General features: G+C 66.5%; 13 protein-coding genes. 8 read left to right on the top strand and 5 right to left on the bottom strand.

The window, feature by feature from the left end; all coding sequences use genetic code 11:
- Positions 1-8: 8 nt before the first annotated feature.
- On the bottom strand, positions 9-743 hold the full coding sequence (locus QX124_RS15605; RefSeq protein ID WP_315739646.1) for a metallophosphoesterase family protein: 735 nt from the start codon (positions 741-743) through the stop codon (positions 9-11).
- A 699-nt stretch (positions 744-1,442) separates the two neighbouring features.
- Positions 1,443-2,315, bottom strand: a complete 873-nt coding sequence (locus QX124_RS15610; RefSeq protein ID WP_315739647.1) for an alpha/beta fold hydrolase — start codon at positions 2,313-2,315, stop codon at positions 1,443-1,445.
- A 170-nt stretch (positions 2,316-2,485) separates the two neighbouring features.
- Here QX124_RS15610 and QX124_RS15615 point away from each other — a divergent pair, with 170 nt between their 5' ends.
- The 3 genes from QX124_RS15615 to QX124_RS15625 are packed head-to-tail and all read left to right on the top strand — an operon-like array spanning position 2,486 to position 5,628.
- Positions 2,486-3,874, top strand: coding sequence for a class II 3-deoxy-7-phosphoheptulonate synthase (locus QX124_RS15615; RefSeq protein WP_315758944.1), 1,389 nt, complete (start codon positions 2,486-2,488; stop codon positions 3,872-3,874).
- The gene (locus QX124_RS15620) at positions 3,874-4,227 is read left to right on the top strand and encodes a diacylglycerol kinase (RefSeq protein WP_315739649.1); all 354 of its coding nucleotides are present in this window, start codon (positions 3,874-3,876) and stop codon (positions 4,225-4,227) included. Before QX124_RS15615 ends, QX124_RS15620 begins: the two co-directional genes overlap by 1 nt.
- Positions 4,228-4,239: 12 nt before the next feature.
- Complete coding sequence (locus QX124_RS15625) at positions 4,240-5,628, top strand: nitrilase-related carbon-nitrogen hydrolase (RefSeq protein WP_315797634.1); 1,389 nt, start codon at positions 4,240-4,242, stop codon at positions 5,626-5,628.
- Between the two features lie 22 nt (positions 5,629-5,650).
- Here the strand turns inward: QX124_RS15625 and QX124_RS15630 are convergent, their stop codons facing one another.
- Entirely contained in the window at positions 5,651-6,805 is a 1,155-nt protein-coding gene (locus QX124_RS15630) for a DUF2865 domain-containing protein (RefSeq protein ID WP_315739651.1), read from the bottom strand.
- Between the two features lie 153 nt (positions 6,806-6,958).
- A complete protein-coding gene (locus tag QX124_RS15635; protein ID WP_315739652.1) occupies positions 6,959-7,267 on the bottom strand; it encodes a hypothetical protein in 309 nt (102 codons plus the stop codon).
- 29 nt (positions 7,268-7,296) lie between these two features.
- On the opposite strand from QX124_RS15635, the gene QX124_RS15640 reads away from it, so the two are divergent.
- The 5 genes from QX124_RS15640 (at position 7,297) to QX124_RS15660 (ending at position 11,786) form a co-directional block, all read left to right on the top strand.
- The gene (locus QX124_RS15640; RefSeq protein WP_315758940.1) at positions 7,297-7,584 is read left to right on the top strand and encodes a hypothetical protein; all 288 of its coding nucleotides are present in this window, start codon (positions 7,297-7,299) and stop codon (positions 7,582-7,584) included.
- A 72-nt stretch (positions 7,585-7,656) separates the two neighbouring features.
- Positions 7,657-9,066: a cysteine--tRNA ligase gene (gene cysS, locus QX124_RS15645; RefSeq protein ID WP_315797635.1), complete on the top strand. Its 1,410-nt coding sequence runs from the start codon at positions 7,657-7,659 to the stop codon at positions 9,064-9,066.
- A 113-nt stretch (positions 9,067-9,179) separates the two neighbouring features.
- Entirely contained in the window at positions 9,180-9,683 is a 504-nt protein-coding gene (locus QX124_RS15650) for a GNAT family N-acetyltransferase (RefSeq protein ID WP_315781082.1), read from the top strand.
- Positions 9,680-11,293 (top strand): citramalate synthase, encoded by a 1,614-nt coding sequence (gene cimA / locus QX124_RS15655; protein WP_315739656.1) that lies wholly within the window; start codon positions 9,680-9,682, stop codon positions 11,291-11,293. The genes QX124_RS15650 and cimA overlap by 4 nt, the downstream gene beginning before the upstream one ends.
- A 115-nt stretch (positions 11,294-11,408) precedes the next feature.
- Positions 11,409-11,786, top strand: a complete 378-nt coding sequence (locus tag QX124_RS15660) for a VOC family protein (RefSeq protein WP_315797636.1) — start codon at positions 11,409-11,411, stop codon at positions 11,784-11,786.
- 3 nt (positions 11,787-11,789) lie between these two features.
- On the opposite strand, the gene QX124_RS15665 is transcribed toward QX124_RS15660, so the two are convergent.
- Entirely contained in the window at positions 11,790-12,392 is a 603-nt protein-coding gene (locus QX124_RS15665; RefSeq protein WP_315739659.1) for a TIGR00730 family Rossman fold protein, read from the bottom strand.
- Positions 12,393-12,550 lie beyond the last annotated feature (158 nt).

The raw sequence follows: 12,550 nt of genomic DNA on the forward strand, positions 1-12,550 counted from the left end.
ATGGCCGATCACTCCACCCATCCCGTCGCGATGGCGTTGGCCCAGTCCGGCCGGCCGCCGCGTCGGGCAAGGGCGGCCATCGCTGTGCCGTCATAAGGCACGTAGCGAAACGTCAATGACCAGCATCCATCTCGGCGCTCTGCGATCGCATAGCAGGCGTCCGGCGTGCCAGTCTGCACGTGATAGCGCTTGGGCGTGGAGATCCGATAGCCCGGCAGCCCGACGCTGCCGGGATTGACGATCAGCCGGCCATCGCCGAGCCGGACGATGCGCGGAATGTGGCTGTGCCCGCACAAAATCAGCGAGGCATCGATGCCGGCGGCCCGCGCTTCGATGCTGGCAAGATTGCTTGGACGCGGTGTGTCGCCCTCCGTGATCCCTTCGAGCCAGAACGCCGCATCGTCGTCCGGGGCGGCGTGACACAGGAACACCTCATCGCGATACAGCAACGTCGCCGGCTGTGCCGCCAGCCACGCGACTTGCTCCTGCCGGAGCGCACGTACGTCCCCGCGGGACAAATCTCCGGCACGATGCCGATCGATCATATGCCGGTCCTGATCGCCCCTGACCGACGGGAAATCGCGTGCCATCAGCATCTCGGCCGTCTGTATCGGCGCGAGCGGGCCGCTGAGATGGTCGCCGAGATTGACGACGTCATCAATGCCAAGCGAAGCGATGTCGGCCAGCACGGCCGCCAGCGCGTCGCAATTTCCGTGGATGTCGGCGATGGCCGCAAACCGCATGAGAGCCTCCGTTCAGGAACGGCGGGCAGGGCGTTGCCATGCAATGAACCGTTCGCTTTAGCTGCACTTTGAGACGCGCCCGCAAGCTGATGGTCAAATCGGCGCTTGGCACGATCAGTAGCACGCTGCGGATGAGGACGACAATCAGTGGGCCGAGGCCGGATGTCGCTACGCTCGCGGTTCTGTCGACGGCAAAAGCGGTCGTTCCGACGAAGATTCTTCTTTACGAATATCAGAAATCATGCTCTATTGCGCGCATCCCGCCTCACTCGGAGGGGCGTTGCGCGCGATCGTCACGACACGCGGGGCGGGGAGCGATGGCCGCGAGTAAGCCGCAGCGTGTCTTCGGACACGCGGACGAACGGCTTGGCGCGGACGTGAAGTCGCAGCGTGCTGACACCCCGATGCTGGTGTCCCACGCAAGGCGCGTAAGCGCGTTGCGTGCATGGTGGCCAACAAGCCCGGCGCACCAGGCAGACTGCGTATAAGCGTTAAGACTGTCGCGCGGGGAATGCCGGTTGATCGGCTGCACCTGTGGTACCTGCCGCCTGCACTTTCTTCCGCAGGCGGGCCATGGGTGAGGCCTTCACCCGGCATTCCCTGCGCCCTCCGACTTGATGAGGGTGAACGACATCAGCACAGCTCGGGCAGCACCTGCCGCGGGAGCGCTCGCTCATGGGCCATGACGAACCAATCGCGTCAGCTTTCGAGCAGCCACTCCGTCGCGCTGCGCCACAGCGTGTCGCGATGCGCCGCGCGGAAGAAGCCCATATGGCCGATTGCGGACGCGCCGACGTCCTGCGGCGCGATGCTGAGCAGCTCCGGCGTCGTGCCCGTATAACCAGCGCACAGCAGCTCGACCGCCGGCCGCGTCGCCCAGGGATCGTCGGCGAGGCACAGCGCCCGGACGGGACTCTTGAAGTTGGCGTAGTTGGCAAGCGGCAGCGATGCGTCATCGAACAGATAGCGCGGGCTCATGATCCAGCGCACCCATTGCAGGAAGACACCCTTCGGCAGGTCCTCGCCGACGCCACTCCAGCCCGGCGTGTAACCCAGCGCATGAGTCAGCGGGACGCCAACGCCGTTGAGCATCGTCGCCACGCGCCAGCGTTCGCCCGGGGCCATGAGCTTCCAATAGCCGGCCTGCGAGGCGATGAAGAGGGCGCGCGACACCTCGGTGTTGTTGGCGAGCAGGCCGAGCGTCTGGCCGCCGAAGGAGTGGCCGACATAGCGCAGCGGCAGCGCACCGTAGCGCGCACGCATCCAACCGACCGCGCCGGTGATGTCGAGTGCGGCCCAGTCGGTCATCGAGGCCGCAAAGCCCTTCAGGGAGAGGGGACGGCTGCCGCCGATCCCGCGATAGTCGTAGGTCAGAACCGCGCAACCCTGCTGGGCAAGATGAGCAGCGAAGCCGCGATAGATCCGGCGCGGGATCGCCGCCCCGGAATTGATCAGCACGGCATGCGCGGGTGTGCCGCGCGGCGCAAACAGGGTGCCCGCGAGCTCAAAGCCGTCGATGGCCGTAATGGTCAGATCCTCACTCGAAACGCCATTGGATCCCGTCTCGCCCACGCCTCGTCCTCCCATCCCGCGCCGAGCCGCAGCAAAGTCAAATTCGGCTTGCGGTGCAAGCCCTTGTGTCTGCGCCTTAAATTCCAAGTGGCGGCGCGGAGGCAGGCTGTGTATAAGGCGCGCGCCGCAGTAGGGGATGAACGCGCGGTATTCGCAAGGGAGTTGAAGCCATGACCGAGCGCTGGAGCCCGGAGAGCTGGCGTTCCAAGCCGGTGCAGCAGGTGCCTGACTATCCCGACCAGAAGGCGCTGGCCGAGGTCGAGGCGCAGCTTGCGACCTTCCCGCCGCTGGTGTTCGCCGGCGAGGCGCGCAACCTGAAGAAGGCGCTGGCGCGGGTGGCGGCCGGCCAGGCCTTCCTGCTGCAGGGCGGCGACTGCGCCGAGAGCTTCGCCGAGCACGGCGCCAACAACATCCGCGACTTCTTCCGCGTGCTGCTGCAGATGGCCGTGGTCATGACCTATGCCGGCGCGGTGCCGGTGGTGAAGGTCGGCCGCATCGCCGGCCAGTTCGCCAAGCCGCGCTCGTCGCCGACCGAGAAGATCAATGGCGTCGAGCTGCCGAGCTATCGCGGCGACATCGTCAACGACACCGCGTTCACGCCCGAGGCGCGCATTCCCGATCCGCGCCGCCAGCTCGACGCCTACCGGCAGTCGGCGGCGACCTTGAACCTGCTGCGCGCGTTCGCCACCGGCGGCTTCGCCAATCTCGGCAGCGTGCATCAATGGATGCTCGGCTTCGTCAAGGATAGCCCGCAGTCGCGCCGCTACAAGGAGCTGGCCGACCGCATCTCCGAGGCGCTCAACTTCATGCGCGCCTGCGGCCTCGACCTCGAGAGCCATCCGGAGCTGCGTGCCACCGACTTCTACACCAGCCACGAGGCGCTGCTGCTCGGCTATGAGCAGGCCTTCACCCGCGTCGATTCCACCACCGGCGACTGGTACGCGACCTCGGGCCATTTCATCTGGATCGGCGACCGCACCCGGCAGCTCGATCACGGCCATGTCGAGTATTTCCGCGGCATCAAGAACCCGATCGGCCTGAAATGCGGCCCGTCGCTGAAGCCGGACGAGCTGCTGAAGCTGATCGACATCCTCAATCCCGACAACGAGCCGGGCCGGCTGACCCTGATCAACCGCTTCGGCGCCGACAAGGTCGGCGATCATCTGCCGGGACTGATCCGCGCGGTGCAGCGGGAAGGGCGCAAGGTGGTGTGGTCGTGCGATCCGATGCACGGCAACACCATCACCTCGACGTCGGGCTACAAGACGCGGCCGTTCGATCGCATTGTATCCGAGGTGCGGGCGTTCTTCGCGGTGCATGCCGCGGAAGGCACCCATGCCGGCGGCATCCATCTCGAGATGACCGGCAAGGACGTCACCGAATGCATCGGCGGCGCGCGGGCGATCACCGACGAGGATCTCAACGACCGCTATCACACGGTGTGCGATCCCAGGCTGAACGCCGAGCAGTCGATCGACATGGCGTTCCTGATCGCCGAGCTGCTGAAGCAGCAGCGCGGCGGCAAGTCCGCACCGATGCCGGCCGTCGCGGGCTTCTGATGCTGCGCATCTGGCGCGCGACGCTCAACTCGCGCAACGGCCTGGCCTTCGCGCTCCGCTCCGAGCAGGCGGTGCGCGAGGAGGTGGTCGCGTTCCTGCTGGCGCTGCCGCTGGCCTATGTCGTCGGCGCGACGCCGATGCGCAGCGTCGAGCTGGTCTGCGCGGTGGTGCTGGTGCTGGTGGTCGAGCTGCTCAACACCGCGATCGAGAAGCTCGCGGACCGGCTCACCACGGAGCATGATCTGCAGATCGGCCGGGTCAAGGACCTCGGCTCGGCCGCGGTCGGCGTCGCGCTGCTGATGTCCGGCAGCTTCTGGCTGTTCGCGATCGCCGAGCGGCTCGGGCTGCTTTGAACGGGTTGAGCGATGGCCGCTGACATCTTCAGGATCACGCTGGCCCAGCTCAACCCGACGGTCGGCGACATCGCCGGCAACGTCGCCAAGGCGCGCGAGGCGCGCGCGAAGGCTTCGGCCGACGACGCCGATCTCGTGGTGCTGCCGGAGCTGTTCATTGCGGGCGATCCGCCGCAGGACCTCGTCCTGCAGCCGGCATTTCAGGCCGCGTGCCGGGCCGCGGTCGAGGCTCTCGCGCGCGAGACCGGCGATGGCGGGCCGGCGGTGCTGATCGGTACGCCCTGGATCGAGGACGGCAAGCTCTACAACGCCTGCGCGCTGCTCGACGCCGGCCGCATCGCCGCGACGCGCTTCAAGGCCAACCTGCCCGATGGTGATCAGAAGCGCCTGTTCACGCGCGGCCCGGCTGCCGGCCCGCTCAGCGTGCGGGGCGTCCGCATCGGCGTCGCGATCGGCGACGACATCTTGCTCGAAGAATCCTCGAACGACGAAAACGTCATCGAGACGCTGGCAGAAACCGGGGCCGAGCTCATCGTCGTGCCGAGCCGCTCATGCTACCTGCGCGGCGGCGGCGACCGGCGCCTGTCGGCCGCCGTGGCCCGCGTCACCGAAAGCGATCTGCCGCTCGTCTGGCTCAATCAGGTCGGCGGTCAGGATGACGAGGTGTGCGACGGCGCGTCCTTCGCGCTGAACGCCGATCTCTCGGTGGCGGCACAGCTCCCCGGCTTCGTCGCTGAAGTCACGACCTTGGCATGGAGCAGGGGAGACGATGGCTGGCAGTGCCGGGGACCGGTCACCACGCTGATCGAGGGCGACGAGGCGGACTACGCGGCCCGCGTGCTCGGCCTGCGCGACCATGTCGAGAAGCACGGCTTCACCGGCATCGTGCTCGGCCTGACCGGAGGCATCGAATCCGCGCTGTCATTGGCGATGGCCGTCGATGCGCTGGGAGCTGCGAGGGTTCGCGGCGTGGTGCTGTCCGGGCCCGACATGCCGCAGGAGGCGCGGGCTATTGCAATCGCGGCGCGGCTCGGCGTCACCGCCGAGGTGTTGCCGATCGCGGCGGCAGTGGCCGGCTTCGAAACGGTTCTGCCCGGTCCGCTGGCGAGCGGCGCCCGTCACGCCCTGCTGGCGCGCGTGCGCGGCACGCTGCTGCTGGGCTTGGCGAGCCTCTCCGGTGCGCTCGCCGTCGTGCCGCTCAAGAGGTCGGACCGATATGGCTGTGAGATCGGTGACGCGGCCGGCGGTGTCACTCTATTCGACGACATGTCCCAGGCCGAGATCGTTCGTCTCGCAGCGCTTCGCAATCGTTGGAAGCCTGCGAACGCGCAGGGACCGTCGGGCGAAGTCATATCGCCCGATCTCGCTGGCCGCGCGTTCTCAGATGCGTTCGAAGGATGACCCGATGACCCGGCGATCTCGCTCAGCGCGCCGGGATGAAGGTCGGTCCGACCGTGCGGATCTGCTTGTCGCCACCGGCGCCCGTGGTGTCCGCGGTCGCGGGCGCTGCGGCCTCGGCCGGCGCGGCACCCTTCCGGGCGGCGTTCGCCGGCGGCTTACCGGTCTGGCGCTGCTGCATCCGCTTGGCGCTCTCCTCGGTGACGATGATGTCGCCCTGCTGCTCGGCTGCGGCCTTGTCATCGATCGATTTCAGCGCGTCGGCCCAGGTCTGTCCCGCGGCCTTGCAGGAACAGCTCGGGTTGAACTCGGTGCGATACTTGAAGGCGTTCGGCAGCGCGGTGTAGGGCTGGCCGTTGACCGAGACCGCCTGGTTCATGTCCTCGCCGGGATTGCGATAGGTGAACAGCGTCGCATCGGCGGCGGGGCATTGCGCCTTGCAGGCGCGCTCGTCGTCGGCGAAGCGGCCGGGAACGGTGGCGAACGAGATCGGGAAATAGGCGCCGTCGCAGCTACGTACGCACACGGTCCGGTAGGTGCCCTGCGGCGCCGCGAGATCGGCGCTCGGCGGGGGCAGCGATGCGGCCGGATTGCTGTCGGCGCCGCCGCCGAACAGGCTGGTCAGGAAGTTGCCGCCGCCGCCGCGATTGGCGTTGGCATATTGCTGGTACTGCGGGCCGCAATTGTTCTGGCCGAGCGCTGCCAGCACCGAGCGGCGCTGATTGTCGCGCTCACCACCAAACCCGCCGCCGCGCAGCCGCTCCAGGCTGTTGGTGATCTGGTCGAGATTGGTTCGCATCTGCTGGATCTGGTTGTTGACCGGAGCGCATTCCGCGGAACGGCCATTGAACAGCGAGAAGAAGCCGGTGCTGTCGCAGCCCATGCGCTTGGCCTGCATGCTGACGCGGTCGAGCTCGCCTTGCTGCTTGGCGGCCGCGTCCTGATAACGCCGGATCTGGTCCTCACGCGCGGGATCGCCGCCACCGCCGCGATCGATCGAGGCGAGCTGCGCTTCCAGACGCGGGCAGATCGGATTGACGCCGGCCTGCGGCCCGGGCTGGCCCGGCGGCATCTGCGCATAGGACTCGGAGCTGGATTGCGCCAGGGCGTGCGAGCCGGTCAGGGTCAATCCGAGCAGCGCAGAGACGGCCAACAGGCGCGGAGACAAGGATGCGATCAAGATGCGGTATTCCGGTCCATGGGTGCAGCCGCGGGACTAGCACAGAATTCGGAAAAATCGCGGCAGCGGCGGGCTTCCCATAGCCGCTTTGTCGGGCATCGTCACGTCGTTTCCGGGGCGCCGGGGTGGCGGGAACAGCCGTTCCCGGCCGTCTCAGCGCTGGCAGGTGATCGCGACGAAGTCGCTACAGCCGCCGTGGGCACAGTTTGCGCCAGCTTTCGGCACCGATCCGGTGATTTCATCGGGGTCGACGCGGCGATAGGAGGAGGCCTGTGCAAAATCCCGTGATTGGCAGTACGACCGCGCGGCCGAGGCGCCGCATCGGTCGCCCTTGGCGAGGCACTGGTCGACGCCGTAGCCGTCGGCTTCGTTGGCGATGATGAAGATGCGGCTCTCCGCCGTGGCGGTGGTCGCGGCGGCGAGGAGAACACAGCAGGCGAGCAGCGCCGAGGAGATTCGCATGGTGCACCGGTGGGTGTAGGAGACAACTCATGGTTAGGCCCAAAAGGTTAAAAATGATTAACCATGAGGCGGGGCGCGAGCATTTGGGCAGTGAAAACGGCCGTTTTGCGGCTCTTGACGGAGACAGCCTGCTGCAGCATGGTGAGTTTCATGAACGGTTTCCTCGCCATCTGCTGCATTTGCCGCGAGATTACGCGCTAGCGATTCGCTGGCTGAGGCCGTCTTTTCTCAACAGAGATGATCAGGACGCCCGGCCGGCAGGTCGGAAGCGTGATTCGTGCCGTGGCGGCCCGCTCGCGGGCGGTCGTGCGGCGTAGGACACCCGTTGCGCTTCGTCATGGACTGTCGGTCCGGCGGGGCGGTGAGCACAGGGCATTCGGGGACGGACCATGGACTTGCGTTTGTACGACACCGCGTCGCGGGAGAAGCGCCCCTTCGTGCCGCTCGATCCCAACAATGTCCGCATGTATGTCTGCGGACCGACGGTCTACGACTTCGCCCATATCGGCAATGCGCGGCCCGTGATCGTCTTCGACGTGCTGTTCCGGCTGCTGCGGCATCTCTACGGTGCCGATCACGTCACCTACGTCCGCAACATCACGGACGTCGACGACAAGATCAACGCGCGCGCTGCGCGCGACTTTCCCGGACTGCCGCTGAACGAGGCGATCCGCAAGGTCACGGAGGTGACGGCCAATCAGTTCCACAGCGACGCGACTGCGCTCGGCAGTCTGCCGCCGACCTTCGAGCCACGCGCCACCGAGTTCGTGCTGCCGCGCCCTGATGGCAAGGCGGATATGGTGACCCTGATCAAGCAGCTGATCGCGCGCGGCCACGCCTATGAGGCGGGCGGCGAGGTGCTGTTCGACACCCGGTCGATGCCGGACTACGGCGCGCTGTCGGGCCGCAGGCTCGACGAGCAACTCGCCGGCGCGCGCGTGGCCGTCGATGCGCACAAGAAGAATCCTGCCGACTTCGTGCTGTGGAAGCAATCGTCGGAGGACGAGCCGGGCTGGGACAGCCCGTGGGGCCGCGGACGGCCGGGCTGGCACATCGAGTGCTCGGCGATGAGCGCGGCCTTTCTCGGTGAGGTCTTCGACATCCATGGCGGCGGGCTCGACCTGATCTTCCCGCATCATGAGAACGAGATCGCGCAGTCGCGTTGCGCGCACGGCACGTCCGTGATGGCGAACTACTGGCTGCACAACGAGTTCGTCCAGGTCGAGGGCGCGAAGATGTCGAAGAGCCTCGGCAACTTCGTCACCATCCGTGACCTGCTGGCGGACTGGCCCGGAGAGGTGTTGCGCCTCAACATGCTCAAGATGCACTATCGCTCGCCGGCGGATTGGACGGTCAAGGGCCTGGAGGAGAGCGCGAAGACGCTCGACGACTGGTATCGCGTCGCGGCCGATGCGCCGGGCGAGCAGCCGGAGCCTGAGATCATCGCCGCCCTCGTCGATGACCTCAACACGCCGCTGATGATCGCAGAGCTGCACGCGTTGCGGAGCCGTGCGGCGTCCGGCGGCGAGGCGGATCGCGCTGCCTTTGCAGGCTCGCTTCGTTTTGCGGGCTTCCTGTCAGAAACCGTCGCGCAATGGGAAGCGCGAAAGCAGCAGGCCAAAGGCGTCGACGCCGCCAAGGTCGAGAGCCTGATCGCCGAGCGCACCGCGGCTCGCGCGCGCAAGGACTTCAAGGAGTCCGATCGCCTCCGCGACGAGCTCGCGGCGATGGGTGTCGTGTTGAAGGATGGCAAGGGCGCCGACGGCAAGCCGGTCACGACCTGGGAGATCGCGCGATGAGCAAGCCCGACACGCCGTTTCCGCGGCACTGGCTGTACTACATCCTGCTCAAGCTGGTTCTGATCGCGGGCGCAGTGGCGCTGGTCACGAAACTCTACGGCATGTGGTGACGCATGGGACAGGCTCTCCCGAGGCCCGCGCTGCGGCCGTTTCTTCCCGCGGATGCGCCGGTTCTGGCCGCGATCTTCGTCGCCAGCATCCAGGAGCTGACCGGTGACGATTACAGCGAGGAGCAGCAGGAGGCCTGGGCGTCCGCTGCTGAGGATGAGACGGGTTTCGGCAAGAGGTTGGCGTCCGAGCTCACCTTGATTGCGACCCTGCAGGGCTCACCGGTCGGCTTCGCCGCGCTGAAGGGAAACGATCACATCGACATGCTCTATGTCCATCCGAACGCGGCGGGGCAGGGCGTCGGGGCCCTGCTATGCGACGCGCTGGAAAAGCTGGCGGGCGCGCGCGGCACGACCGGTCTGTCGGTCGACGCCAGCGACACGGCGGTCGAATTCTTCCGCAAGCGCGGCTACGTCGCGCAGCAGCGCAATAGCGTCTCCATCAATGGCGAGTGGCTCGCCAACACCACGATGAAGAAGACGCTCGGCTCCGGGGGAGCACAGGCATGAGCACGGCAGGCACAAGCAGGGAACGACTTTATCTGTTCGACACCACTCTGCGCGATGGCGCGCAGACCAACGGTGTCGATTTCACGCTGGCCGACAAGCAGGCGATCGCGCGCTTGCTCGACGATCTCGGCATCGACTATGTCGAGGGCGGCTATCCCGGCGCCAATCCGCTCGACACCGAGTTCTTCGCCGCCAAGCCCAAACTCGGCCACGCCCGCTTCACGGCCTTCGGGATGACGCGCCGGGCGGGACGCTCGGTATCCAACGATCCGGGCGTAGCGGCGTTGCTGGAGGCCAAGGCAGACGCGATCTGCTTCGTCGCGAAGTCATCCGCCTATCAGGTGCGCGTCGCGCTGGAGACTACCAACGAAGAGAATCTCGCCTCGATCCGCGACAGCGTGACGGCTGCAAAGGCTGCGGGGCGCGAGGTGATGCTCGACTGCGAGCATTTCTTCGACGGCTACAAGGAGAATGCGGAGTTCGCGCTGGCCTGCGCACGCGCGGCACATGAGGCCGGCGCGCGCTGGGTCGTGTTGTGCGACACCAATGGCGGCACCATGCCGCACGAGATCGAGGCGATCGTCGGCGAGGTCGTCAAGCACGTGCCGGGCGATCACCTCGGCATCCACGCCCACAACGACACCGAACAGGCGGTGGCGAATTCGCTGGCTGCGGTGCGTGCCGGCGTGCGCCAGATCCAGGGCACGCTGAACGGGCTCGGCGAGCGCTGCGGCAACGCCAATCTGTGCTCGCTGATCCCGACCTTGAAGCTGAAGACGGAGTTCTCGGATCGCTTCGAGATTGGCGTCTCCGACCGGCAGCTCGCCGGGCTGATGAAGGTCTCGCGGACGCTCGACGACATGCTGAACCGCGCGCCGAACCGCCACGCGCCCTATGTGGGCGAGAGCGCCTTCGTGACCAAGACCGGCATTCATGCCTCGGCCGTGCTCAAGGATCCACAAACCTATGAGCACATTCTGCCCGAGAGCGTCGGCAATCGTCGCAAGGTGCTGGTATCGGACCAGGCGGGCCGTTCCAACGTGATCGCGGCGCTGGAGCGTGGTGGCATTCCCTTCACCAAGAGCGATCCGAAGCTGACGCGGCTGGTCGAGGAGCTGAAGGAGCGCGAGGCCGCGGGCTATGCCTACGAGTCCGCCAACGCCTCGTTCGAGCTGTTGGCGCGGCGCACGCTGGGCTCGGTGCCCGAGTACTTCCGGGTCGAGCAGTTCGACGTCAATGTCGAGCAGCGCTACAACGCGCTCGGCGAGCGCGTCACGGTGGCGCTGGCCGTGGTCAAGGTCGACGTCGCCGGCGAGCGGCTGATCTCGGCGGCCGAGGGCAACGGTCCGGTCAATGCGCTCGACGTCGCGCTGCGCAAGGATCTCGGCAAGTACCAGGGCTATATCGATGGTCTGAAGCTGATCGACTATCGCGTCCGCATCCTCAATGGCGGCACCGAGGCGGTCACGCGCGTGCTGATCGAGAGCGAGGACGAAAAGGGCGAGCGCTGGACCACGGTCGGCGTGTCGCCGAACATCATCGATGCCTCGTTCCAGGCGCTGATGGATTCGGTATTCTACAAGCTGGTGAAATCCGGCGCGCCGGGGTGAGATGGTGTATCCGTCATTGCGAGCGAAGCGAAGCAATCCAGGGCTGAATGCGCGATTCTGGATTGCTTCGTCGCTTCGCTCCTCGCAATGACGTGGAGAGGCCAGGAGCAAACGCATGATCGACCACATCTCAGTCGGCGTCAGCGATCTCGCCCGCAGTGCGCAGTTCTATGAACGCGCGCTGGCGCCGCTCGGTTTGACGCGCCTGGTCGAACGTCCCAGCACGGTCGGCTACGGCAAGACGTATCCGGAATTCTGGATCAATCTGCGCCCCGCGATGGCGCGGGTGCCGGCCGACACCGGCTCGCATCTGTGCTTCCGTGCCAGGAGCACCGCCGAGGTCGATGCATTCCATGCGGCGGCGCTGGAGGCGGGCGGTGTTTCAGACGGCTTGCCCGGGCTGCGACCGCATGATCGCGTACGCTACTACGCCGCCTTCGTGCTCGATCCCGACGGCAACCGGATCGAAGCCGTCACATTTCCCGCGGAGTAGGGATCAGAGCCGCTTGGCGATCTCCGGCGCCATTTCGGTCTCTTCCCTGGCGATGCCGGCGGCAGCCGCGCGCAGGCGCGGCAGGATGTCCTCGACGCGCTCGGCCTTCAAGAGCTCGATCGAGAAGCCGGGGCGGATGAACTCGGTCTCGCGCATATGGGCGAGCAGCGAGAACAGCGGCTCCCAGAAGCCGTCGATGTTGGCCATCAGCACCGGCTTGGCGTGGCGTCCGAGCTGTTTCCAGGTCAACTGCTCGACCAGCTCCTCGAGCGTGCCGATGCCGCCGGGCAGCGCCACGAACGCATCGGAATGCTCGAACATCAGCCGCTTGCGTTCATGCATGTCGGGCGTGACGATGAGATCCTTCAGCGGCATCATGACTTCCTTCTTCACAAGGAAGTCCGGAATGATGCCGGTGACGTCGCCGCCATGGTCGAGCACCGCCTTGGCAACCGCGCCCATCATGCCGATGGAGCCGCCGCCATAGACGAGCCTGACGCCGTTCTCGGCGAGCGCCTTGCCGAGCGCTTTCGCTGATTCGATGAAGCTGGGATTGGTCCCGGGGCCGGAGCCGCAATAGACACAGACGGTGCGGATTTCAGTCATTGGACGGATGTGACACTGCAGTTGAAAGGCGTCAAGACGAGGGCGGAGGGCGTGGATTCGCGGGCTTTCACGGAATGATGCGGACTGGATGGATCCATTTGCCTGGGAATGGAGTATGCAAATACTGCGCCGCGGCAACGGAATCCGCCGACGCACGG

Source organism: Bradyrhizobium sp. SZCCHNRI3043 (genome assembly GCF_032377735.1).
Taxonomy (GTDB): Bacteria; Pseudomonadota; Alphaproteobacteria; order Rhizobiales; family Xanthobacteraceae; genus Bradyrhizobium.

What these genes read in the sequence shown, in the direction of transcription:
- QX124_RS15605 (WP_315739646.1), bottom strand. Translation starts at nt 743, where the DNA reads ATGCGGTTTGCGGCCATCGCCGACATCCACGGAAATTGCGACGCGCTG.
- QX124_RS15615 (WP_315758944.1), top strand. Translation starts at nt 2,486, where the DNA reads ATGACCGAGCGCTGGAGCCCGGAGAGCTGGCGTTCCAAGCCGGTGCAG.
- QX124_RS15620 (WP_315739649.1), top strand. Translation starts at nt 3,874, where the DNA reads ATGCTGCGCATCTGGCGCGCGACGCTCAACTCGCGCAACGGCCTGGCC.
- QX124_RS15625 (WP_315797634.1), top strand. Translation starts at nt 4,240, where the DNA reads ATGGCCGCTGACATCTTCAGGATCACGCTGGCCCAGCTCAACCCGACG.
- QX124_RS15635 (WP_315739652.1), bottom strand. Translation starts at nt 7,267, where the DNA reads ATGCGAATCTCCTCGGCGCTGCTCGCCTGCTGTGTTCTCCTCGCCGCC.
- QX124_RS15640 (WP_315758940.1), top strand. Translation starts at nt 7,297, where the DNA reads ATGGTTAGGCCCAAAAGGTTAAAAATGATTAACCATGAGGCGGGGCGC.
- cysS (WP_315797635.1), top strand. Translation starts at nt 7,657, where the DNA reads ATGGACTTGCGTTTGTACGACACCGCGTCGCGGGAGAAGCGCCCCTTC.
- QX124_RS15650 (WP_315781082.1), top strand. Translation starts at nt 9,180, where the DNA reads ATGGGACAGGCTCTCCCGAGGCCCGCGCTGCGGCCGTTTCTTCCCGCG.
- cimA (WP_315739656.1), top strand. Translation starts at nt 9,680, where the DNA reads ATGAGCACGGCAGGCACAAGCAGGGAACGACTTTATCTGTTCGACACC.
- QX124_RS15660 (WP_315797636.1), top strand. Translation starts at nt 11,409, where the DNA reads ATGATCGACCACATCTCAGTCGGCGTCAGCGATCTCGCCCGCAGTGCG.
- QX124_RS15665 (WP_315739659.1), bottom strand. Translation starts at nt 12,392, where the DNA reads ATGACTGAAATCCGCACCGTCTGTGTCTATTGCGGCTCCGGCCCCGGG.